Annotated in this window: 18 protein-coding genes; 13 read left to right on the top strand and 5 right to left on the bottom strand. The window is 61.4% G+C overall.

The genetic code is table 11. From position 1 onward, the window contains the following. Positions 1-306: 306 nt before the first annotated feature. The 8 genes from aceE to EIC84_RS04000 all read left to right on the top strand — a co-directional run bounded on the left by aceE (position 307) and on the right by EIC84_RS04000 (position 10408). Positions 307-3021, top strand: a complete 2715-nt coding sequence (gene aceE / locus EIC84_RS03965) for a pyruvate dehydrogenase (acetyl-transferring), homodimeric type (protein ID WP_004340841.1) — start codon at positions 307-309, stop codon at positions 3019-3021. 18 nt (positions 3022-3039) lie between these two features. Then, on the top strand, positions 3040-4731 hold the full coding sequence (gene aceF, locus EIC84_RS03970) for a dihydrolipoyllysine-residue acetyltransferase (protein ID WP_004340842.1): 1692 nt from the start codon (positions 3040-3042) through the stop codon (positions 4729-4731). A gap of 115 nt (positions 4732-4846) precedes the next feature. Beyond that, positions 4847-5722, top strand: a complete 876-nt coding sequence (locus EIC84_RS03975; protein WP_004340844.1) for a hypothetical protein — start codon at positions 4847-4849, stop codon at positions 5720-5722. Between the two features lie 92 nt (positions 5723-5814). Continuing rightward, on the top strand, positions 5815-7641 hold the full coding sequence (gene lpdA, locus EIC84_RS03980) for a dihydrolipoyl dehydrogenase (protein WP_004340845.1): 1827 nt from the start codon (positions 5815-5817) through the stop codon (positions 7639-7641). A 164-nt stretch (positions 7642-7805) separates the two neighbouring features. Beyond that, positions 7806-7958, top strand: a complete 153-nt coding sequence (locus tag EIC84_RS03985) for a hypothetical protein (RefSeq protein ID WP_004340848.1) — start codon at positions 7806-7808, stop codon at positions 7956-7958. A 177-nt stretch (positions 7959-8135) separates the two neighbouring features. Then, positions 8136-8396: a helix-turn-helix transcriptional regulator gene (locus EIC84_RS03990; protein WP_004340850.1), complete on the top strand. Its 261-nt coding sequence runs from the start codon at positions 8136-8138 to the stop codon at positions 8394-8396. Continuing rightward, a complete protein-coding gene (locus EIC84_RS03995) occupies positions 8386-9696 on the top strand; it encodes a type II toxin-antitoxin system HipA family toxin (RefSeq protein WP_004340853.1) in 1311 nt (436 codons plus the stop codon). Before EIC84_RS03990 ends, EIC84_RS03995 begins: the two co-directional genes overlap by 11 nt. A 235-nt stretch (positions 9697-9931) precedes the next feature. Then, positions 9932-10408, top strand: a complete 477-nt coding sequence (locus EIC84_RS04000) for a GFA family protein (protein WP_080554188.1) — start codon at positions 9932-9934, stop codon at positions 10406-10408. Between the two features lie 132 nt (positions 10409-10540). Here the strand turns inward: EIC84_RS04000 and EIC84_RS04005 are convergent, their stop codons facing one another. The 5 genes from EIC84_RS04005 to EIC84_RS04025 all read right to left on the bottom strand — a co-directional run bounded on the left by EIC84_RS04005 (position 10541) and on the right by EIC84_RS04025 (position 17194). Beyond that, positions 10541-11911, bottom strand: coding sequence for an MFS transporter (locus EIC84_RS04005; protein ID WP_004340857.1), 1371 nt, complete (start codon positions 11909-11911; stop codon positions 10541-10543). 853 nt (positions 11912-12764) lie between these two features. Further along, on the bottom strand, positions 12765-13121 hold the full coding sequence (locus EIC84_RS04010; RefSeq protein ID WP_034362530.1) for a zinc ribbon domain-containing protein YjdM: 357 nt from the start codon (positions 13119-13121) through the stop codon (positions 12765-12767). A gap of 130 nt (positions 13122-13251) precedes the next feature. Continuing rightward, positions 13252-15111, bottom strand: a complete 1860-nt coding sequence (locus tag EIC84_RS04015) for a hypothetical protein (protein ID WP_004340863.1) — start codon at positions 15109-15111, stop codon at positions 13252-13254. Continuing rightward, positions 15108-16175, bottom strand: a complete 1068-nt coding sequence (locus EIC84_RS04020) for an AAA family ATPase (protein ID WP_004340865.1) — start codon at positions 16173-16175, stop codon at positions 15108-15110. The genes EIC84_RS04015 and EIC84_RS04020 overlap by 4 nt, the downstream gene beginning before the upstream one ends. 80 nt (positions 16176-16255) lie before the next feature. Beyond that, positions 16256-17194 carry a LysR family transcriptional regulator gene (locus EIC84_RS04025; protein WP_004340866.1) on the bottom strand — a complete coding sequence of 313 codons (939 nt, stop codon included), beginning with the start codon at positions 17192-17194 and terminating at the stop codon, positions 16256-16258. A gap of 177 nt (positions 17195-17371) precedes the next feature. Here EIC84_RS04025 and EIC84_RS04030 point away from each other — a divergent pair, with 177 nt between their 5' ends. The 5 genes from EIC84_RS04030 to EIC84_RS04050 all read left to right on the top strand — a co-directional run bounded on the left by EIC84_RS04030 (position 17372) and on the right by EIC84_RS04050 (position 24136). After that, positions 17372-18715 (top strand): DUF3100 domain-containing protein, encoded by a 1344-nt coding sequence (locus tag EIC84_RS04030; RefSeq protein WP_004340870.1) that lies wholly within the window; start codon positions 17372-17374, stop codon positions 18713-18715. A 15-nt stretch (positions 18716-18730) separates the two neighbouring features. After that, on the top strand, positions 18731-19906 hold the full coding sequence (locus EIC84_RS04035; protein WP_004340872.1) for a M20 aminoacylase family protein: 1176 nt from the start codon (positions 18731-18733) through the stop codon (positions 19904-19906). A 400-nt stretch (positions 19907-20306) separates the two neighbouring features. Beyond that, positions 20307-21590 (top strand): cation:proton antiporter, encoded by a 1284-nt coding sequence (locus EIC84_RS04040; protein ID WP_004340874.1) that lies wholly within the window; start codon positions 20307-20309, stop codon positions 21588-21590. After that, positions 21580-22734, top strand: a complete 1155-nt coding sequence (locus tag EIC84_RS04045; protein ID WP_004340876.1) for a YbdK family carboxylate-amine ligase — start codon at positions 21580-21582, stop codon at positions 22732-22734. The genes EIC84_RS04040 and EIC84_RS04045 overlap by 11 nt, the downstream gene beginning before the upstream one ends. 172 nt (positions 22735-22906) lie before the next feature. Then, on the top strand, positions 22907-24136 hold the full coding sequence (locus EIC84_RS04050; protein WP_034362582.1) for a GGDEF domain-containing protein: 1230 nt from the start codon (positions 22907-22909) through the stop codon (positions 24134-24136). Positions 24137-24139: the final 3 nt, after the last annotated feature.

Genomic DNA, 24139 nt, shown 5'->3' on the forward strand with positions numbered 1-24139 from the left:
CCAGTGTAGGGGAGAGACCTAGTGGAATCTGCGACTATTTCTGTCGCGTAAAAGACAATCTATGGAGGCTTCACTGTATGTGCATTTGCAGCATTTTTTTATATAGTGAAATCACAAAGCACAATTTGAAATTTAAAAAAAATGTGCGAAACTCGCCAGCGATCGACACAGTGAATCGGTTTAATCCGGGGAGCACCCGAAGGTGCTGTGCCACGCGTTATGCGGTGTGGCGCTTGCCGCACCCGTGTGATGCCGCACTCACTGCTTCGTGATAAAGCTACCCCCCTCTCGAAGGAGACACTCACAATGACAGCTCAGACTGATCCCAAAGGCGCTGGCTTTCCTGCCGGCCTGGACCAACAAGAATCGCGCGAGTGGATGGATGCCCTCTCTGCGGTGATCGACCGCGAAGGTGCGGACTATGCTCACAAGCTGATCGAGGATCTGCTTGAACACGCTCGCCAGAACAGCGTGGACATGCCTTTCTCGGCCAATACCGGCTACGTGAACACCATCGAAGTCGACCAGGAAGAAAAGTGCCCCGGCAACCTCGAGATCGAAGGTCGTCTGCGTGCCTACATGCGCTGGAACGCCATGGCCATGGTGGTCAAGGCCAACCGCATTCACCCCCCTGAAGGCGGTGATCTGGGCGGCCACATCGGCTCCTTCGCTTCGCTGGCCAATATGTTTGCGGCCGGCTTCAACCATTTCTGGCACGCCGAGAACGAAAACCACGGCGGCGACTGCCTGTACATCCAGGGTCACGTTTCGCCCGGCATCTATGCCCGCGCCTACCTGGAAGGCCGTATCTCCGAAGAGCAACTGCTGAACTTCCGCCAGGAAGTGGACGGCAAGGGTCTGTCGAGCTACCCCCACCCCAAGCTGATGCCCGACTTCTGGCAGTTCCCCACGGTGTCCATGGGCCTGGGCCCGCTGATGGCCATCTACCAGGCGCGTTTCCTGAAGTATCTGCACGCACGCGGCATTGCCAACACCGAAAACCGCAAGGTCTGGGTGTTCTGCGGCGACGGTGAAATGGACGAGGTGGAATCCCTGGGCGCCATCGGTCTGGCATCGCGCGAGAACCTGGATAACCTGGTTTTCGTGATCAACTGCAATCTGCAGCGCCTGGACGGTCCCGTGCGCGGCAACGGCAAGATCATCCAGGAGCTGGAAGGCGAATTCCGCGGTGCCGGCTGGAACGTGATCAAGCTGCTTTGGGGCAAGGGCTGGGACGAGCTGCTGGCCAAGGACAAGGACGGCGTGCTCAAGAAGATCATGATGGAGTGCAACGACGGCGACTATCAGGCTTTCAAGGCCAACGACGGTGCCTACGTTCGCCAGCATTTCTTCGGCCGCGATCCTCGCGCCCTGAAGATGGTCGAGCACATGTCCGACGACGAGATCTGGAACCTGCGCCGCGGCGGCCACGATTCGCAGAAGGTCTACGCAGCGTTTGCCGCTGCCAACGGCCACAAGGGTCAGCCCACGGTGCTGCTGGTCAAGACCGTCAAGGGCTTCGGCATGGGCAAGGTCGGTGAAGGCAAGAACAACGTTCACCAGACCAAGAAGCTGAGCGACGAGGACATCAAGGCCTTCCGCGACCGCTTCAACATTCCGATCCCCGACAGCCAGATCGCGGACATTCCCTTCTACAAGCCGGCCGACGATACGCCGGAAATGAAGTATCTGCACGAGCGCCGCAAGGCCCTGGGCGGCTACCTGCCACACCGTCGCCAGCAAGCTGACGAGCAGTTCACCGCTCCTGCGCTGGACACCTTCAAGGCCATCCTGGAGCCCACACCCGAAGGCCGTGAAATCTCCACGACCCAGGCTTATGTGCGTTTCCTGACGCAGCTGCTGCGCGACAAGAACATCGGCCCCCGCGTGGTGCCCATCCTGGTGGACGAAGCCCGTACCTTCGGTATGGAAGGCCTGTTCCGTCAGGTCGGCATCTACAACCCCCACGGTCAGCAATACACCCCGGTCGACAAGGACCAGGTGATGTACTACCGCGAGGACAAGGCCGGCCAGATCCTGCAGGAAGGCATCAACGAAGCCGGCGGCATGTCCAGCTGGATTGCTGCAGCCACCAGCTACAGCCATAGCAACCGGGTCATGATCCCGTTCTATGTGTACTACTCGATGTTCGGCTTCCAGCGCATCGGCGACCTGGCCTGGGCGGCTGGCGACCTGCAAGCGCGTGGCTTCCTGCTGGGCGGCACCTCGGGCCGTACCACGCTGAACGGCGAAGGCCTGCAGCACGAAGACGGTCATAGCCACATCCTGGCCAACACCATCCCCAACTGCGTGACTTACGACCCCACCTTCGCTCACGAAGTGGCCGTGATCATGCAAGATGGTCTGCGTCGCATGGTGCAGAACCAGGAAAACATCTTCTACTACATCACGCTGCTGAACGAAAACTACCCCATGCCTGGCCTGGAAGCCGGCACGGAAGAGCAGATCCTCAAGGGCATGTACATGGTCAAGCCTGGCCAGAAGGTGCCAGAGAGCGGCCTGCGCGTTCAACTGCTGGGCTCCGGCACCATCCTGCGCGAGTCCTTCTTCGCCCAGGAACTGCTGGAAAAGGACTGGGGCATTGCCGCCGATGTCTGGAGCTGCCCGTCGTTCAATGAACTGACCCGCGAAGGTCAGGAAGTGGACCGCTTCAACATGCTGCACCCCATGGAAGCCGCCAAGGTTCCGTTCGTGTCGCAGCAGCTGGCTGCCCACCCCGGCCCCGTGATCGCTTCGACCGATTACATGAAGGCCTACGCCGAGCAGATCCGTCCCTACATGCCCAAGGGCCGTACCTATAAGGTGCTGGGTACCGACGGTTTCGGTCGTTCGGACTTCCGTGCCAAGCTGCGCGAGCACTTCGAAGTCAACCGTCACTACATCGTGGTGGCTGCACTGCGCGGTCTGGCCGATGAAGGCAAGATCAACGCCACGACCGTGGCCGAAGCGATCAAGAAGTACGGCATAAACGTCGACAAGATCAACCCGCTGCACGCCTAAGAAGGGGAGACAGATAACATGGCATTGACAGAAATCAAGGTCCCCGATATTGGCGACTTCTCCGAAGTCGGCGTGATCGAAGTGCTGGTCAAGGTGGGTGACACCATCAAGGTCGAGCAATCCCTGATTACCGTGGAGTCCGACAAGGCTTCCATGGAAATCCCCTCCAGCCAGGCTGGCGTGGTCAAGGAAATCAAGGTTGCCCTGGGCGACAAGGTCAAGGAAGGCTCCGTGGTCGTGATGCTGGAGACTGCCGATGCAGCTCCCGCACCTGCCGCCGCAGCGCCTGTCCCTGTTGCAGCACCCGTGGCCGCAGCTCCTGCCCCCGTGGCTGCAGCCCCTGTGGCCGCCGCTCCTGCAGCATCCTCCACCGTGGACCTGAAGATCCCCGATATCGGCGACTTCAAGGACGTGGCCGTGATCGAGATGCTGGTCAAGGTGGGTGACACCGTGACCGCCGAGCAATCGCTGTTTACCGTGGAGTCCGACAAGGCCTCGATGGAAATCCCTTCGCCCTCGGCCGGCACCATCACGGCGCTGACCATCAAGCTGGGTGACACCGTCAACGTGGGCGACGTCGTCGGCCAGATGACAGTGCAGGGCGCAGCTGCTGCCCCCGTGCAGGCCGCCGCTCCCGTGGCGGCACCGGTTGCCGCTCCTGTGGCTGCAGCACCTGCACCCGTGGTTGCAGCCCCTGTGGCCGCCACTCCTGCTGCCGCACCTGTGGCAGCGCCTGCAGCCCACAACCCCACCGTGGCGCCTTCGGGTCAACTGCCCCATGCCTCGCCTTCGGTGCGCAAGTTCGCTCGCGAACTGGGCGTGCCTCTGGCAGAAGTCAAGGGCTCGGGCAACAAGGGCCGCATCACGGCGGAAGACATCCAGTCCTTCACCAAGTCGGTGATGGCCGGCGCCGTGCAGACCCTGGCTCAGCAGGCCGTGGCTCCCAAGTCTTCCGGCGGCAACGTCGGCGGTCTGGAAGTGCTGGCCTGGCCCAAGGTCGACTTCGCCAAGTTCGGCTCTGTCGAGCGCAAGGAGCTGTCGCGCATCAAGAAGATCTCGGGCGCCAACCTGCATCGCAACTGGGTGGTCATCCCCCACGTCACCAACAATGACGAGGCTGACATCACCGAGCTGGAAGCCTTCCGTGTGCAGACCAATGCCGAAAGCGCCAAGGCCAAGAGCGACGTCAAGGTGACGATGCTGGCTTTCGTGATCAAGGCCGTGGTGGCTGCGCTCAAGAAGTTCCCCGAGTTCAACGCCTCTCTGGACGGCGACACTCTGGTCTACAAGCAGTACTTCAACATCGGTTTTGCCGCTGACACGCCGAACGGCCTGGTCGTTCCCGTGCTCAAGGATGCCGACAAGAAGGGCATTCTGCAGATCAGCCAGGAAATGGGCGAGCTGGCCAAGAAGGCCCGCGACGGCAAGCTGGGCGCTGCGGACATGCAAGGCGGCTGCTTCTCGATCTCGTCTCTGGGCGGCATCGGCGGCACCAACTTCACGCCCATCATCAATGCGCCTGAAGTCGCCATCCTGGGTCTGTCCAAGGGCGCCATGAAGCCCGTGTGGGACGGCAAGCAGTTCGTGCCTCGTCTGATGCTGCCTCTGTCGCTGTCGTACGACCACCGCGTCATCGACGGTGCAGCCGCTGCACGCTTCAACGCCTACCTGGGCGCTGTGCTGGCCGACTACCGCCGCATCCTGCTCTAAGCAGCTGACGGGCAGGCTGATTTTTAGCGAAATCGGCCTGTAGCGCTTATCTGAACTGCGCAAGTAGCTATCTTTTTAGATGCCTTGCGCTTCACCTTGCCAGCCCATGAGTGAGATGAAGAACCTGAGACAGCATCCCATCGAGCATCTGCGTGGCGTCATTCCCGGTATCCGGCCTTTTCCGGGTGCGGCTGACGTCTTCGCCGAGCCGGTCGAGAAGTACGCGCGGCATTTTCTGCCGCTGGTCACCATCGATCTGGCCTTGCTCGACGATGCCTGGAGCGGGCCGATTCATCTCGTCGCCCCTTGCGAGCCCTACGAAGGGCAAGTCGGGGAGTGGGGGGGCGAGGAGTTTGGCAACGCGCTGCTCAAGCCTGACTGGCTGGCTTTCAAACTCGACGAACAAGGCAAGTACGTGCTGCTGGGCGACTGGCGCTACTTTATGCTGGAGCAGGATCGGGCCGACTGGGCGGAAAAATCGCTCGACTGGCGCGAGGTGCGCAGCCAGCATCGTGAACTGGTCAAACTTGGGGTTGTACCGCCGTTTGAACTGCACCATGAGGCCAAGTACTCATGGCGCGATGTGATGGAGCTGCATTACGCAACCCAGCACGCGGCCTATGAGCAGGCCAGGCGGGACTTTCTGGCCCATGGCTGGAATGCCGCCAAGCCCTGGAATGACGCTGCTGAAGTTGCCAAGCTGCCTTTGTATGAGCCAGGTACGGATTGTTATGACTCCACTTCAGGGCGCTATCTGCTCGGCGTGCTGGGCGGGCCTGCGTGGGGTGGTAACTGGAGCAATCTGACCAACCCGCTGCTCAGCGGCATTGGTACGGATGACGGTATTCACCCCATTCACCCGGAAACGGGCGCTGCGTTCGAGTTCATCACCAGCACCTATGCCAACGAGTTCACGGGGCATGACTGCGAAATCCTGCTGTTCTACGAGCCCCAAAGCCGTACCGTGCTGCAGACCTTTGATTGGAGCTAAGGCGTCACCGTCCGGCTTCAAACCGAGAAAAATCGTTTTTGCTGCCTGATCCTTCAGGCGGCGCAGAGACAAAAACCAAGATAGGAGCGCATATGAGCCTCATCGATATCAAGGTACCCAATATCGGCGACTTCGCCGAAGTGGGCGTGATCGAACTGCTGGTCAACGCCGGCGACACCGTGTCCGTGGACCAGTCCCTCATCACCGTGGAGAGCGACAAGGCCTCCATGGAAATTCCTAGCAGCCACGCTGGCGTTGTGAAGGAAATCAAGGTCAAGGTCGGTGACAAGGTTGCCGAAGGCTCCGTCGTGCTGTCGCTGGAAGTGGCAGCCGGTGCTGCCGCACCGGCACAAGCCGCAGCGCCTGCGCCCGCCGCAGCCGCTCCCGCCCCCGTGGCTGCCGCTCCCGCTCCCGTGGCCAGCAACTTTGCCGGCACCGTGGACATGGACTGCGACGTGGTCGTTCTGGGCGGTGGCCCTGGCGGTTACTCCGCAGCCTTCCGCGCAGCCGACCTGGGCCTGAAGGTCGTGCTGGTCGAGCGCTACGCCACCCTGGGCGGTGTCTGCCTGAACGTGGGTTGCATCCCCTCCAAGGCACTGCTGCACGTGGCAGCCGTGATGGACGAAGTCAAGCACCTGGAAGTGGCCGGCGTGAAGTTCGCGGCTCCCGAAGTCAACATCGACCAGCTGCGCGGCCACAAGGAAAAGGTCATCGGCAAGCTGACCGGTGGCTTGGGCCAGATGGCCAAGATGCGCAAGGTCACCGTCGTGCGCGGCTACGGCAACTTCGTGTCTGCCAACCACATCGAAGTCGAAGAAACCACCGGTTCCGGCCAGGAAAAGACCGGCAGCAAGAAGATCGTTCAATTCAAGAACGCCATCATCGCTGCAGGCTCGCAAGCCGTGCACCTGCCTTTCATGCCCAAGGACCCCCGCGTGGTCGATTCCACCGGTGCCCTGGACCTGAAGGAAGTGCCCAAGCGCATGCTGATTCTGGGCGGCGGCATCATCGGCCTGGAAATGGGCACCGTTTACAGCACACTGGGCGCACGCCTGGACGTGGTGGAGATGATGGACGGCCTGATGCAAGGCGCTGACCGCGATCTGGTCAAGGTCTGGCAAAAGATGAACGCACCACGTTTCGACAACATCATGGTCAACACCAAGACCGTCGGTGCCGAAGCCACGCCAGAAGGCATCAAGGTCACGTTCGCTCCTGCCAAGGACGGCGTCACCGTGCCCGAACCCCAGACCTACGACCTGGTTCTGCAAGCCGTGGGCCGCACGCCCAACGGCAAGAAGATCAGTGCCGACAGGGCTGGCGTGGCCGTGACCGACCGCGGCTTCATCGACGTCGACATCCAGATGCGCACCAACGTGCCCAACATCTTCGCGATTGGCGACATCGTGGGCCAGCCCATGCTGGCGCACAAGGCCGTGCACGAAGCGCATGTGGCTGCCGAAGTCATCGCCGGTGAACTGCAAGGCAACAAGGAGCTGGCTTCTGCTGCCTTCAACGCCCGCGTGATTCCTTCGGTGGCTTACACCGACCCCGAAGTGGCATGGGTCGGTCTGACCGAAGACCAGGCCAAGGCACAAGGCATCAAGGTCAAGAAGGGTCTGTTCCCTTGGGCTGCCTCGGGCCGCGCCATCGCCAACGGCCGCGACGAAGGCTTCACCAAGCTGCTGTTTGACGATTCCCCCGAAGCTCACGGCCACGGCCGTATCCTGGGCGGCGGCATGGTCGGCACGCATGCCGGCGACATGATCGGTGAAATCGCCCTGGCCATCGAAATGGGCGCCGACACCGTGGACATCGGCAAGACCATCCATCCCCACCCAACCCTTGGCGAGTCCATCGGCATGGCGGCGGAAGTGGCGCACGGTTCCTGCACGGATGTGCCACCCACACGTAAGTGAGTGTTTCACTTGCTTAAAACAAAGGCAGCCTTCGGGCTGCCTTTTTTATATTTCATAGCTGCTTGTGCTTGCTGCATAAGCGCTTGAGACCGACTGATTCTCAGTTTTCTATCTGTGATCGTGCTGCTTTGAGTGCTTGAGTAAATGTGGTTTGCATTGAAGGCATGAGCCCATTTGACTTTGCCGAGGTCGCGGTGAGCGAGGAGGGCTTGCACCCCAGCAACCATAAGCTGGGCGCTGCTGCCGGCAAGCCCGTGGCGGCGGGTTGGGGGCCTTATGAAGCCAACGCGAAGGCCGAAGCACAGCTTAAAGACTAGTTTTGATAGCTGCCAATGCATGATGCATAAGCGCTGGAGCCTGTTTTATCTTGAATTTTTGGCGTTGGTGCTTGAGCTTGTCTGCCAATGAGTTTCCCGATCAGGAAATATCGATTCCTTTTCTGCGTGCGCTGCTTCATAATTTCCCGAACGGGAATTTTCAGGCTAGGCCACCTTATGTCCACCATCCACACCACCGACCAACTGGGTGCGGCCTTGCGCACCGCACGCAAACAATTGGGACTGACCCAGCCGCGGCTTGCCTTGGCTGCAGGTGTGGGCACGCGATTTATTGTGGATCTAGAGGCTGGCAAGCCCACGGTACGGCTGGAGCATGTGCTGCGCGTGATCGATGCGCTGGGCGGGGAGTTGCAGTTGGGCGGCTTGCCGGATACGGATTCTGAGGGCGTAGCGGAGGGCGCAGACCATGACGTCTAAATCCACGCATGAACTCGAAGTCTGGCTGTTTGATGGGCGCGTCGGCAGTCTGTCGCTGGTGCATGGGCGGCTGAGCTTTGCCTATGCGACCGACTGGTTGGCGCTGCCGCAGGCCACGGCTTTATCGCAGTCGCTGCCGCTGCAGGCTAAACCTTTTGACGATCATCAGACCCGGCCGTTCTTCGCCGGTCTGCTGCCCGAGGGGCAGATGCGGCGCCTGATTGCCCAGCAGTTTCAGGTGTCGGGCCAAAACGACTTTGCGCTGCTGGACCATATTGGCGGCGAATGCGCGGGGGGCGTGACCTTTCTGGAGCCGGGGCAGGCCTTGCCGCAGACTAACGGGGCTGGGGCGACCGGGGCACCGGGTGATGTGGATTGGCTCAGCGATCAAAAGCTGCTCGCCTTGCTGGACGAGCTGCCGCGTCGCCCCATGCTGGCGGGAGATGACGGGCTGCGGCTATCGCTGGCCGGGGCGCAGGACAAGCTGCCCGTGGTGGTGGACGAGAGCGGTTCAGGAGCAGTGCGTATCGGTCTGCCCCGCAATGGCGCGCCCAGCTCGCATATCTTGAAGCCCGCCATCCATGCGGTGGAGGACAGCGTGGCCAATGAAGGCTTTTGCATGCTGCTGGCCCAGGTCATGGGGCTGCGGCCTGCCAATGCCCGAATCCGGAGCGTGCTGGGCCGCTCGTTTTTGCTGGTGAAGCGCTATGACCGGGAGCTGAATGCTCAAGATCAGCACCAGCCGCAGTTGCAACGTCTGCATCAGGAAGACTTTTGCCAGGCGCTGGGCGTGGTGCCCGAGCTGAAGTACCAGAACGAGGGCGGGCCAGGCCTGGCGCAATGCTTTGCCCTGCTGCGCAGCGTGACCCGTCCCAGCGCGCCTCAGGTGCTGCGGCTGCTGGATGGGGTGATCTTCAATGCCTTGATTGGCAACCATGACGCCCATGGCAAGAATTTCTCGCTGCTTTATGGAGGAAGGGCGCCTGTGCTGGCACCGTTCTACGACCTGCTGGCTACAGCGATTTACCCCCAGCTGACGCCCAAGATGGCAATGAAGATTGGCAGCAAATACAAGTTCAGCGAGCTGGAGGCCAGGCACTGGGAGCAGTTTGCGGAAGAAGCAGGCCTTGCCAAGGCGGCGACGCGCAAGCGCTTGCAACAGCTAGCTAACGAGCTACCCGCCGCCGCCCGCAAGCTGCAGGCCGCGCCACCGCATGGATTTGCGGGCAATGCCGTGGTGAAGCAGATCGTGCAGCTGATAGAGCAGCGCTGCACCTTGACGCTGAGGCGCTTGGCCTGAGCACACGAGTGATTTCACACCTAGATCGGAGCGCAGCGATGCCAGTTAAATTTCCCGTACGGGAAATATGATTTCAAATCAGTTGCGGCAAGTTAAAAATTTCCTTATCGGGAAATTTTGAAGCTTCATGGCTTATTGCGCTTGTTGCATGAGCGCTTGGGCTTGATTTGACCGATATTGGATGCCGTTGATTCAGCGCCAGCCATATAAGAACCGTATTGATGGAGACAAACCCATGCTTAGCCCCAACCGCGATTTTTCCCGACCGCTCCAAGCTGCCTGCCACTGCGGCGCAGTGCGCTTTACCGTTCTGTTAAGCGATGGCCTGAACACCGCGCGGCGCTGCAATTGCTCGTTTTGCCGCATGCGCGGGGCCGTGGCGGTGTCGGCTGATTTGAGCGGAATCGAGGTGCTGCAGGGACAGGATGCGCTGACGCTCTACCAGTTCAACACCGGGCAGGCCAAGCATTTCTTTTGCAAGCATTGCGGCATTTATACCTTCCATCAGCGACGCTCGTCGCCGCATCAGTACGGTGTGAATGTGGCTTGCATAGCGGGCATGAGCCCGTTTGACTTTGCCGAAGTGGTGGTGAGCGAGGGGCGCTCGCACCCCAGCGACCGCCGCGCAGGCGCTGCTGCGGGCAAGTCTGTGGCGGCAGGCTGGCTGAGTTACAAGGCGAATCCCTTGGCCGAAGCGCAGCTTGAGGAATGATTTTGATAGCTGCTAACGCTTTACAGGTAAGTCTTAGCTGTCATTTTTAATGAATTTTCTGCGTTCGGCATCGAATCAGCCAGCCAGATAGATCCAGGTCGGGCGCTGCTTGGCAAGCGCGGCGGGCATGGCTTAGCTGCGCCTGGTCCTGGAGTCGCGCACTGTCACCATCAGCACCAGTGCCGAGAGGATCAGCATGACCAGCACAAGATAGATGCTGTAGTGCCGGTTGCCTGTGTGCTGGGTCAGCAGGCCGGCCAGCGTGGGGCTGGCGGCCGAGCCCAGATTGCCCAGGCTGCTGATGAGCGCTATGCCGCCGGCGGCCACGGCCGGTGACAGATAGTCGCTGACCAGGGCAAAGAACAGCGGGGGCAGGGCCGCAAGTCCGATCAGCGTGAAGGCCAGGGCAATCAGCGAGCCCTCAAGATGGCCGTGCATCTGCAGGGTGACGATCAGGCCGGCAATGGCCATACCGGTGGCGATGAACAAATGCCAGCGGCGGTCGCGGAACCGGTCGGAGCTGGCACCGAAGGCAATCATGCCGAAGAAGCCTGCGACAAAGGGAATGGCCGAGTAGATGCCGACATGCAGCACGTCCTGCACCCCCAGGCCCTGAATCACGGTCGGCATCCAGAAGACAAACAGATAGGTGGCACCGTGCATCATGAAATACACGAGTGACAGGGCATAGACCTTGGGGTCGCGCAGCAACTGGCCCAGAGAGGCGCTGCTGTGGGCCGCCTTGTGCCCGTGGCCGCCATGATGAGCAACTTGGCCGCCGTCGTTGGCGATGTTGTGTTGCAGGCGCGCTTTTTCGGCGTCTGTCAGCCAGCCGGCGTCGCTCGGCTTGTCCTGGAGATAGAAGTAGAGGACCAGACCCAGAATGCAGGCGGGAGGGCCCTGGATGAGAAACAGCCACTGCCAGCCATGCAGACCGTCGATGCCATCCATATATTTGAGAATGGCGCCGCACAAGGGGCCGGCCGCAATCGCCATGGCCATGACGGCTGAGAGAAAGATGGAGATCACGCGGCCACGGCGTGCCGAGGGGTACCAGTAGGTGAAGTAGAGAATGACACCGGGAAAGAAGCCGGCTTCGAAGGCGCCCAGCAGAAAGCGCGCCACATAGAACTGCATGGGAGTGGAGACCCAGGCCATGGCGGTGGCGATGACGCCCCAGACCAGCATGATGCGCATCAGCGTCTTGCGCGTGCCAATCTTCTCCAGCAGCAGATTGCTGGGCACTTCAAACAAAAAGTAGCCTATGAAGAACAGGCCTGCGCCAAAGCCGTAGGCGGCGTCGCCGAAATCCAGCGTCTGCTTCATCTGGATCTGGGCGTAGCCGATGTTGATGCGGTCCAGGTAGGCGACCATGTAGCAGATCAGCAGCAGGGGCAGCAGCCGCCAACTGACCTTGGCATACAGCGCGTTGTCTGCATCGATGTCGTGGCTGGTGTCCTGCCTGGGCGTTGCGCCCGAAATGGTCGTCGCGCTTGGGGTCATGCTTGTCTCTTGGAAGTTGGTATGGGGCGCTGGGTGGTTCCTCGCGGCACGTCTTGCTGCATCACGATGTAGACGCTGCAAGCCGCTGTGCTAGGGCTATGCCGGGCTTTTGTTGTTGTCTTGAATACAGGGGGAACTGCGCAGAGGCCCACAGCATCAAGCCGTGGGGCACAGGCTGCCAAGTCTTGCTGCCAGGACCTCACGAGGTCACGGCGGAGACTGTGGTTGTGACCAGTGATTGGATTGCTTGCCTTCGAGTTCCCGGTTCATTTCCTGCTATTGCCCTTCATGGCCTGGACCTGGCTGCGCACAGGTATGCATCAGCCTGTCTTGACCTCTGCGGGGGCAGAAATCAAGGTGTTCGAGGGGGCAATGTAGGGCTGGTGCCCTGAATGGACTTAACGCATGCCGCAATTCAGTTGCCAGATCATGACATCCGAGGGTAAGCCTTAGGGTCGGCCTTGCTGCGGCAAGGCAGCGGGAGATGCTGCGGTTTTACGTGGCGATGGCGTGCGCCATCGAGAGCCATGCTGCGCCTGAACTCGCACTCGCACTAGCACTAGCACTAGCACTAGCACTAGCACTAGCACTAGCACTAGCACTAGCACTAGCACTAGCACTAGCACTAGCACTAGCACTAGCACGGGGGGCAGGCAGCCGTTTCATCTGCGGATAGCTGATGTGGCCGAGTATGTATTTTGATAACGGCCAGCGCGGAAAGGAGCCAGTTGGGCTTCTATTTGCACAAGCGGGTTGCCAGAGCTTTTGAGCCGTCACATTGTGCCAGCGGATACGCCCGGCATGGCTCCGGGCGTTGGGTGGATCGCTGGGTTCAGCGATGGGGAGTGTTGCCTCAGGCCTTTTTCAGAAACTCGGATTTGAGAATGAATGGACCCTGATCCGTCTTGCAGTCCACGTCATGGTCGCCGTTGTCATAGACCAGGCGAATGCCTTTGATCTTGGTGCCTTTTTTGATGACGGTAGAGGAACCTTTAACCTTCAGGTCCTTGACCAGCAGCACGCTGTCACCGTCGGCCAGCGGCGTGCCGTTGGCGTCCTTGATGATGCGGGGGCCGTTGTCTTCATCGGCAATGGCTTCTGCATGGGCCGACCATTCATAGGCGCAGTCGGGGCAGATCAGCAGATCGCCATCGGGGTAGGTGTTGTTCAGGCCGCATTGGGGGCAAGAGGGCAATGTCGTCGTGCTCAAGGATTGGCTTTCTTTCAAAATAGCAAGCACCAAGCCTAGCCGCAAAGCAGTAGTGGGTCGCCCAGGTGCGGATTGAGAGGCCTTTGCACGCCGATATGGACGGCATGCGCTGCATGAGCCTGGCTGGATTTCAGCCCATCACAAAGATGGGGGCCGTTGTACGAAACGGCAGCCTGCGGCCTGGCGGCAGCAGATAGGCATGCTCGTGCGGCACGCGCAGCGGGTCGCATTCGCCGTCGGTGATGATGAGGATGGGCCCATCCTTTGGAAAGTCATCGGTCTGTAGCAGCAGATCCACACCCGGCTGTAGTACGGTGCCTCCCCGGCCCTTGAGGGCGATGCGCTGGGCAATGTCGGCGGCCGGCAGATATCCCAGGTCATAGGCTGCGGCGTCGCAGCAGATCAGGCGCACTGCGGGCACGTCCTTGGCCTCGGCATAGCTGGCGATGGCGCCCAGTGCCTTGGCCAGCACATGGCGCTCCATGGAGCCCGAGGTGTCCAGCACCACGCCAAAGGTGCGGTCTTCCAGCCAGCGGCTGTCGGCTTGAATGCGTGGCCTGGGAATATCGGGCGTGGCGCTCTGGCGGCGGCTGATGCGGGCATAGCTGCGCCGCGTCTCTATGGGCGGAAAGTGATGGTCGAACCAGCGCGCCAGATTGACCTGCCAGTCAATCGGCGGCTGCAGCAGAGCACGGATTTCCTCGATCAGTCCTGCGGGCAGCAGGCCGCGTGCGCTTTGCTCGTGGCGCAGCAGGCCTTTGCCTAGCTGGGTGCGGCAAAACTCGTCGATATCGGTAAAGTCGCCCGCGCCGCGCTGGTCGCCCACATTGCGCTCCAGCATATCGCCCCGGCCACCGGCCAGGGTGCGCAGCTTGCGCATGCGGCGCAGATCGCTCGCGATGCGGTCATAGACCTCCTCGGCGCCGAGACCGCGCAGCTCCGGGTCGTAGAGCAGACCGATACCCGGCGGTTGACCCACATCCATCTGAATCAGCCAGTCGTTGATGACAAAGTCGCAGGCCACGTTCCAGAGAAACGGCTCGCGCCCGCGCCGTCGCGGCAGATGGCGCAGGGCGACGTGCAGGACTTCGTGGGCGATGACGAAACGCAGCTCCAGCTCGGACAGGTGCGGGCCGGGGTTGATGTAGATGGTGTGCAGCACTTCGTCGACTGCGGCGACGGCAATGTCCTCGCGCTCGCAGATGCTGGCGTCCTCGATGATGTCAAACGCCGCGACCATGCTGCCCAGCAGCGGAAAGCTGTCCATGAACCAGTGTCGCGCGCGGTCCAGCGCGCTGCTGGCAGGCAGACTCTGGCCAAACTCGCGGCGCACGCCTGCCGCCATTTCCACGGACTGGGTGACGGAGCGAGCCAGGCCGGCGGCAAACATTTCGGGCCAGTTGCCGTACCTGCGCCAGTACGGCTGAGGCTTGCTGGTGGATGAGGCCGGCTCAGGCCATTGCTCTGGCAAGGCCAGGCTGGGGTGAGCGCCGCCCTGGCCGGGACCGGCAAGACTCAGCGCCTGCGCCCAGGCGGGTATGCCTTGTTCGCAGAACTGGACGTACCACTGAGCCTCGTCGCGTTGGGGCAGACCGTCGGGCAGTTCCATGCCTTCGGGCGGACGGCCGAGCTTGATGGTCTGGATGAAGCGGGCCGTGACCACGTCGCAGGCCGCGCTCCATTGCGCCCAGTGGCTGCGGTCGCGCTGAAACAGCTCCAGCGCGTAGCTGAGCGTGGCACGGCCCAGGCAATACGCCCATTCCTCGGGACTGGCCATGCGCTTGGGGTGGATGTCGATCTGGCCGGTAAAGCGCTGGTGGTTGAGGCTGGTCTGCGCCCAGCCATGGGCCGGACACTGGGAATGGGCGCTGCGCACAAAGCCCAGGCTGCGGCTGAGTTCGCTAAAGATGGGGTGTGCCTGCAGCATGGCCAGGCCTTGTGTATAGGCCTGGGTGGCTGGCGTTTCGCGCGTTGGGGGCTTGGCCATCATGCTCTGGCTGCTTCGCGCGCTTCCACCAGGCGTGGCAGGTCGCGCACGATTTCCACCATATACCAGGCGGGCAGGGTCTGGCCGTCGCTTTCGGCGGTGACGATCTGGGCCATTTCCAGGCTGATCTGGGCCAGCTCTTTGAGCATGGCCTTGGAGCGGTGCACGGTTTGCTGCAGCTCGCCGCCGCTTTGCTGCTTGTCGGCGGGCAGGATCTTGAGCAGGCGCGCACGGAAGGCCTGAGCCAGGAAATACAGCACATCCCTGTCCTGTGGCGCATGGGGCCAGTTGGCGTCGCCCTTGAAGATGGCATCCAGACGATGACGGTCGTCGGCCAGCTTGTAGAAGGCCTTGAACTGCGCCGCATGCTGGGGCGTGAGGCAGCCGCTGCTCAGGGCTTCCAGCGTCTGTAGGTTCAGCGCATCGCCGTAGGAGAGCAAGGCGTCGCTGAGCATATGCCAGGAGCGCGGCGTGGAAAACGCCTCCTCATGCTTGGGCGGCTGGCTCCACAGATGGTCGGGACGTTGGGCCAGGTATTCGAGCACCAGAGTATGCAACTGGGCCTGCTGCGCCCATTGCAGCCACTCGCTGGCACTGACCTTGAGCTGCACGTGAATCATGCGGTTGATCAGCGCCGAGGACATGGTGCGCACAATCGCGGAATCCTGGGCGCGGTTGCCAGCCGCAATCACGATGGAGCCCTCGGGCATCAGGTACTCGCCCACGCGGCGCTCCAGAATCAGGCTGTAGAAGGCTTTTTGCACATCCTGGCTGCAGGCGTTGAGTTCGTCCAGGAACAGGCAATAAGGCTGCTCGCGCGCAATCATGGCGGGCGGGCAGAAGCGGGTCACGCCGTCAATGATCTGTGGCACGCCCAGCAAGTCCTCGGGTGCGAGCTGGCTGCCCAGCAGGGACACGCAATCAATCCCCACGCTTTGCGCAAAGTTCTGTACCAGTGCCGATTTGCCTATGCCTGGCGGCCCCCAGATGAACACGGGGCGTACGGTGGCGACGTTGAGAAGGAATTCGCTCAGTTGCGAGGGGGTGAGAGCCAGACTGGTTTGCATGCTGCGTGCAGTCTAAGGCAAGTGCAGCAGCGTCCTCAGCATGCTCAGGCGGCCTGACCTGGAGTCTTGCGGGTCGCCGCTCATGGTTCCTGGAACGCCTGCATGCCCTGCATGCAATACAGCAGAAAGCGATTGGCAGCAGGGGACAGATGGCGGCCGGTGCGAGTGATGAGCTGCATCTCCGCATCCTGAAATGCAGGGTTGTGAATGGGAATGGCGCGCAGGCGCCCGCTTGCCAGCTCGGCCGTGACGGAGCAGGGCGGCAGCAGGGTCACGCCCTGGCCGCTGGTGACAAAGGCCAGCAGCACGCTGATGAGATTGCTGGTCAGCGCGGGGCTGAGGTGGATCTTGTCCTTGTGTTCGGCATATTCCACGAGCTGGCGAATGCCATACACACCTTGAAGCATGGCAATAGGCCATTGGCTGAGCTCCTGCAGCGAGGTTTGCTCAGCGCTGGCCAGCGGGTGCTGTGCATGCACGATGGCATGCATGGGCTGGCGTGCCGCACCGCGCGCGGTGATATGGCTGTCGGCGGGTGGGTAGTAGACCAGGCCGATCTCGGCAGCATCCTCGCGAATGCGGCGCATGATCTCGGTCGTGCCGTAGATTTCCAGCGAGATGCTGACGCCCGGATATTGCTGGCGAAAATTGCGAATGGGTCCGTCGATCAGCTCCTGCGCAAAGCCCTCGCCACTGACCACACTGACACTGCCACTGTGCAGGCCACGCAGCGCATCGACCTTGGCCAGCATGTCGTGGCGGTGGGCCGTGTGTTCGCGGTGATAGTCCAGCAGCAACTGGCCGGCCTCGGTGGGCACCACGCCGCTGCGATGGCGCTCCAGCAGGGTCAGGCCCAGTTCCTCTTCGAGCAGGCTGATCTGGCGGCTGACGGCCGAAGGCACGATGCCAAGTTTTTCGGCTGCGGCACGAACGGAGCCGCAGTAGACGGCTTCAAACAGATAGCGGGCACGGGAGTCTTGAAAGGCGGGCATGCGGCGATTGTCGTCGCCAAATTGCATCTGTATTCATACGTATGTTCACTTTTTTAGAACAGAAAAAGAATGCGTATGCAATAAATGCATTGTTATATTCAGCGCCCGCATGGGTGAGCGCCAGCTTGGGCTGGCCGTGCCCATTTTCAGGGTTCAAAGCTATTTCAGCGCGTCGGCAGCGGCCGTCGTGCGCAAGGAAAGTTGATGCGTACAGAGGTGCAGCCGGCCAAGGCCGCGTTGAATGTGGGCAGCGTGGTGCAGGTATTTGCGCTGGCGCTGGTGATCGCGGCGTTGTCCGAGTGGCTGGGGCCGCTGCCCATTGCGCTGGGCGTGGGCAAGGTGGTGCTGCTGCCCATGATCTGGGCGCTGCTCATCGGCCTGGTGCTGGGTCTGCTGCGCAAGCGCATGCCCGGCCCGCTGCAACTGAGCCTGTACAGTCAGAATCTGGCCGCCGCCGTGCTGTCCTGCGCGCTGTTCCTGTTCATTGCCAAGCTCGGTCTGCTGGTCGGTGGTTCGCTGCCCAAGCTGGCGGAAGTCGGCTGGGGACTGGTGTTGCAGGAGTTGGGCAATCTGGTCGGTTGCGTGGCCCTGGGCATGCCCGTGGCGCTGCTGCTGGGGATCAAGCGCGAAGCGATTGGCGCGACGTTCTCCATTGGCCGTGAACCGGGCCTGGCCATCATCGGCGAGCGTTTCGGCATGGATTCGCCCGAAGGCCGCGGCGTGCTGGCCGAGTACATCACAGGCACTCTGATCGGCGCCATCTTCATCTCGCTGCTGGCCGGCTTTGTCTCCAGCCTCAATATCTTCCATCCGCTGGCCCTGGGCATGGGCGCCGGCGTCGGCTCGGGCAGCATGACGGCCGCCGCCGTGGGCGCGATCGCCGCCCAGCATCCCGAGATGAGCGACCAGATTGCCACCTTTGCCGCTGCCGCCAACCTGATTGCGACGACGGTGGGCACTTATCTGACGCTGTTCATCTCGCTGCCGCTGGCCTTGCGTGCCTATCAATGGCTGGAGCCGATTCTGGGCCGCAAGCGCAAGCAGGCCGTTGTGGAGCAGGCCGTAGACCTGTCTGCCGCCAAAGATGAAGAACAGGCGCAGGTTCCGGCGCTGGGTCTGGGCATGCGCTTCGCTTCCTGGGTTCTGGTCGGCGCCATGGTGCTGATCGGCAACCGCATCGGCCATGGCGTGCCGGTGATGGATGCGCTGCCCGGCGTGCTGCTCATCATTGCTGCAGTGTTTGTCGGTGATCTGATCTATGTCGGCACGCGCCGCATGCTGCCTGCCGTGTGCTGGATCTCGTTCATCGCCATGGCCATGACATTCCCGCTCACGCCTTATGCCGCCGAAGTGGCTGCGCTCACCGGCAAGGTCAACTTCCTGGCCATGATCACGCCCATGCTGACGTTCGCGGGCCTGTCGCTGGCCAAGGACATCCCGGCCTTCCGCCGCCTGGGCTGGCGCATCGTCGTGGTTTCGCTGCTGGCCAATGCCGGTGTGTTCCTGGCTGCGACCCTGATCGCCCAGACCTTTGTCCATACGCTGTAAAGCCGGAACACGACCATGATGAACACCATCAAATGGCCCGGCCAGCAGGAACTTCAAGCCTGGCGCCATGACTTTCACCGTCATCCCGAAACCGCGTTTCAGGAGCACCGCACCAGCGCACGCGTGGCCGAACTGCTGAAGAGCTTCGGTCTGGAAGTGCACACCGGCCTGGCCGGTACGGGTGTGATTGCCGTGCTCAAGGGCAATATGGGCGCAGGCCCATCCATTGGCCTGCGCGCCGATATGGACGCGTTGAATGTGACGGAGCTCAACCAGTGCGAGCATGCGTCCACGCACGCCGGCCGTATGCATGCCTGCGGCCATGACGGCCATACCAGCATGTTGCTGGGGGCGGCCCAGGCTCTGGCCTCGGCGCCCGATTTTGCGGGGACCGTGCATTTCATCTTCCAGCCCGCCGAGGAAAACGAAGGTGGCGCGCGAGCCATGATCGAAGCCGGCTTGTTCAAGCGCTTCCCCATGGACGCGGTCTACAGCATGCATAACTGGCCGGGCCTGCCTGTGGGAACGGCAGCGGTGCATTCCACGGCCGTGATGGCGGCCTTCGACATCTTTGACCTGACGCTGACCGGCAAGGGTTGCCATGCCGCCATGCCCCATCTGGGCAAGGACGCACTGCTGGCTGCCTGTCAGCTGGTGACTCATCTTCCCGCGCTGATTGCGCGCGAGCAGGAGGTTCACAAGCCGGCCGTGTTGAGCGTGACCAGCTTCAACGCCGGCGATACCTATAACGTGATGCCCGAAGTCATCAAGCTGCGTGGCACCGTGCGCTGCTTTGACATGCCTCAGCGTGCGCGCATCGAACAGCGTTTTCGCGATGCGATTGCCGCGACCTGCGCGCTGCACGACCTGGAGGCCCATCTCGACTACCGCGTCAGCTACCCCGCAACCATCAACAACCCCCAGCATGCCGAAGTCTGCGCCGAGGTGCTGACCAGCGTGCTGGGCGAGGGCAAGGTGCGCCGCGATATGGTGCCCAGCATGGCCTCGGAAGACTTTGCCTTCATGGCGCAGGAATGCCCGGGCGTCTATATCTGGCTGGGCAATGGCGAGGACAGTGCCTCGCTGCACAATCCCAAGTACGACTTCAATGACGCCAATCTGCCGCTGGGCATGCGTTACTGGGTGGCGCTGGTGGGTGCGCTGCTGAAGGACGGCAAGCTGCCAGCCTGACAGCGCAGTTTTGCCATACATGCCTACGCCGGGTCAACGCAGAGTTGAGCCCGGCGTTTTTCATGATCCGCTGGTTTGCAAAACTGCACCATGCAATGCATTCGGTCACAGAAATGTCGGAAGGCTGACACCCTGTAACGCCATTGGATGCAGGAGCTCTATGATGTTTGTAGCGCTCCGAGATAGTTTCTGTCGTTATCTCAACAGGAGTTGGGGCGTGCGTGGCGGCCGCCTTGATCCTGTGGGTGAAGAGTTGGTTGCGCAATAGCAGGTGTTGCATTCCGGCGCATGGCCGGGATTTCACGCGGCGCTGACCGCATCTCTTTCGCAACGCTGCCTGCACCAACCCTGGTGACGCGACTTGTTGCATTGTCCGGGTCTTGATACAGGAGGGCGCTATATGCCGTTCGGCAATCTGGAGGCGGGCATCTGGCCTGCCGGCTTTCCACCGCTGCTGAGCTGGTGCGTGCTGGTTTCGGCCGCCGCCTTGCTTGGTCATCTGGTTCATCGCTTTACCGGCTATCCACGCATGCTGGGCTACACCATGGTCGGCCTGGTGGCCGGCTGGGTGGGGTTTGGTGACCTGCCCTGGCCTTTGCAGGGCAGTTCGGCGCTGCTGCTGGAGCTGGCCGTGGGCGCGAGCCTGTTGCTGGCTGCATCCCAAGTTTCCCTTCCCTGGCTGCTGCGTCAGCCCTGGCTGCTGCTGCAAAGCCTGGGCGAGTCGTTGTTGACTCTGGTGGTGGTGACCGCCGCCTTGCTGGCGCTCGGCTGGGGCTGGGCCGTGGCGCTGGCCGTCGGCGTGATATCCATGGCGGCATCGCCGGCCGTGCTGCTGCGCATTGCCGATGATTTGCGTGCCAGCGGTGCAGTGACGGATCGCAGTCTGCTGCTGGCAACCATCAGTACCTTGCTGGCGCTGCTGGGGGCGCTGGTGCTGACGGTAGTATTTGTTCCTGCCGCCGCTGCGGCGGGCGGCGGCCTGCAGTTCTCGGCTGCGGGACTGGGGCGTTTGCTGCTCAGCCTGCTGCTGACCCTGTTCTGGGCCTTGCTGGTCACGGCCGCTTTTTGGCCGGTGTTGCGTTGGCAGTCATCGCGCAGCGACAGCACGGCCTTTTATCTGCTCGCGGCAATGACTGCGGTCTGTCTGCTGGCAGAGCAATGGGGTGGTTCGGCCGCGCTGGGCTTTATGGTTGCGGGGCTGATGCTGCGCAATCTCAGTCCCATGCCATTGATCTGGCCCCAGGCCTTTCAGGCGGCCAATGCCATGCTCAATCTGCTGATGTTTGTACTGGTTGCCAGTATGGCAGCCCAGGTCGGCATGTCGTTCGCTCTTGTTTCGGTAGTGGCTAGCGCCGTACTGGCAAGGGCAGTCGGCAAATTTTCTGCAGTTTTGCTATTGGGGCACGGCACGGCCATAGGCTGGCGCAGACAGTGGCCCGTGGCCTGCGGACAGTTTGCGCTCTCGGGGGTGGCCCTGCTTATGGTCTCTGCTCTGGTGTCGCAGTGGACTGCTTTCAATGCCAGCGTGGCCCAGCAGCTCGCGGCCATTGCCTTGCCCATGATTGCCTTGTGTGAAGTACTGGGTGTGCTGCTGGCTGCCACGGCGCTGTGGCGCAGCGGCGATGCCCATCGCGGCGTGGGCCGCGCAGCCTTGCAAAGAGGGGAGAGGCGTCATGACGCATGAAGTCGAACACATTCAAACGGCAGCGGCCGATGGTCTGGGTGAATTCGCGCCATCTCAGGCGTTGACGCTGGGCGTGGAGCTGGAGCTGCAGCTGCTCAACACCCATCACTACGATATGACGCCTTATGCGCCCGATATGCTGGCTCTGCTCAAGAACGCCAAGGTTCCGGGCTCTATCGTTCCCGAGGTGACGGCCAGCATGATCGAAATCTCGACTGGCATTTGTAGCGATGCACAGGACGCGTATGAGCAGTTGGCGGTCACACGCGATGCCCTGGTCAAGGCGGCTGACCGGCTCAATATCGCGCTGGCCGGCGGCGGTACGCACCCGTTTCAGCAATGGCACCAGCAGCGCATCTACGACAAGCCGCGCTTCAAGGAGCTGACGGCGCTGTACGGCTATCTGACCAAGCAGTTCACCATCTTTGGCCAGCATGTGCATGTGGGCTGTCCCAGTGCCGATGATGCGCTGATGATGTTGCACCGGCTCTCGCGCTATATCCCGCATTTCATTGCGCTGTCCGCATCCAGTCCCTTTGTGCAGGGGCAGGACACGGCGTTTGACTCCGCGCGCCTGAACTCGGTGTTCGCATTTCCGCTCTCGGGGCGTGCACCATTTGCCTTGCACTGGGAAGACTTCGAGCGCTATTTTGTCAAGATGGCTGCCACGGGCGTAATTCACAGCATGAAGGACTTTTACTGGGACATCCGTCCCAAGCCCGAGTTCGGCACTGTGGAAGTTCGTGTCTTCGATACGCCGCTGTCCATCCATCGCGCGGCGCAACTGGCGGCCTATGTTCAGGCGCTGGGCGCCTGGTTCCTCAGTGAGCAGCCCTTCGAACCCAGCGAAGACGACTATCTGGTCTATACCTATAACCGTTTCCAGGCCTGCCGCTTTGGTCTGGACGGCACCTATGTGGACCCAGCCACCAGCGAGCAACTGCCGCTGCGCGAGCATATCGAGCAGACGCTGGGGCGTATCACCGGCCATGCGCCGGCATCCGGCAAGAGCGCTTTGCAGGAGCTGGCCCAGGTGCTGCAGGGCGGCAACGATGCGAGCTGGCTGCGCGAAAGCTATGCCCGGGTGCAGCAGTTGCCGGAGGTGGTGCGCCAGGCGTCGCTCAGATTCGCTGGCAGGCCCTGACCGGCGTTGACATTATCGGCTCGGCGCAAGGCATTAGAGTTGCCAACACTTAAGAGTGGGGAGAAAGGCTTGAGTAAAGCCTGGACCAGACCTGCTTTGTTGATCCGCAGGTCCGGCTGTTCTCATTGCCTGGACCAGGCGGCGCCTAGCTTTATTGGATATGAGCGATTTCATGGTTGCGACCGTCATCCTTGGCATGCTCTGCGTGCATCTGTTGTGTTTTTGCGTTCTGTTCATGCTGATCAGTCGCAGGCTGCCCGGCAGAAAAATGGGCATGGAGGTCTTTGCGCTGGGCAATCTGCTGCTTGGTTGTGCCTATATATTGCAGTTGTTGGGCGGCAAGCCTGGCTGGAGTGTGATGAGCCTCGTCAATCACACGCTGACGCTTTGCGCGCCGGTAGCGTATGTGCTGGGTGCGATGCGGTTTTTCAATCGGCCGACGCCGGTATGGCGTCCGCTGCTGATTTTGGCACTGGCCTACAGCGCGGCTCAGGTGCTGGTGCAGTCTACGCTTGGTCTGGAGGCGCGTCAGGCCATGTTGGCTGCGGCATGCACTTTGCTGTTTCTCTGCATGACGATCACTTTGCTTTGGGGAACGCGCAGCTTTGCCAGGAATATGGCCGTGGAGATGGTGGTGTTTGCCATCCTGATCGCGGGCATATGTGGTCTCAATGCCATGAAGCTCATGCTGATCCTGAAGGGTGGGCTGCAGGCTTTGGACATGAACAGCCGTTTCCAGATGGTGTTCTATATCTATATGTCTTTCCTCGGTACGGTGATTCCGCCAGGCGCTGTCTGGCTGGCGTTGCGCCGTCTCACCGACGAACTCGGCAGCATGGCAGCGCAGGATCCGCTGACCAAGTTGCTCAATCGTCGTGGTTTGCTAGATGGGCTGGAGGCGCATTTCGCAGCCAGGAAAGCCGCTCCGGTCCACCTCTTGATCGTGGACATTGACCATTTCAAGCGCATCAACGACAACTATGGGCACCAGTTTGGCGACAACATGCTGTGTCGCGTGGCAGAAGCGATTCAGCAAAGCACGCGCAGGAGTGATCTTAAATGTCGTCTGGGCGGCGAGGAGTTTCTGGTTCTTTGCCCTGGCCTGAAGGGGGATGAAGTTCTGCAACTGGCCGAAAGAATACGTGCGGCGATTGCGGAAATCGCGATACCTGGCATCAGCCTGCACGGCTCTGTCACTTGCACGGCGACGATTGGTGTTTCCAATCCGTTCATCACTTCTCAGGCATTTGACATCACGCTGCAGCAGGCCGATGCAGCTCTTTATCGAGGCAAGAGCGCCGGGCGCAACCGCGTTCAGCGTGCGGACCCCGAATACCTTCTGCCTCAGGCGCTAGAAAGCAAGGCAAGAAGGTCAAGCCTTTCTAACCGGGAAAGGGCCTGAAGA

The sequence above is a fragment of the Comamonas sp. A23 genome, from assembly GCF_004522605.1.
GTDB classification, from domain to species: domain Bacteria; phylum Pseudomonadota; class Gammaproteobacteria; order Burkholderiales; family Burkholderiaceae_C; genus Comamonas; species Comamonas thiooxydans.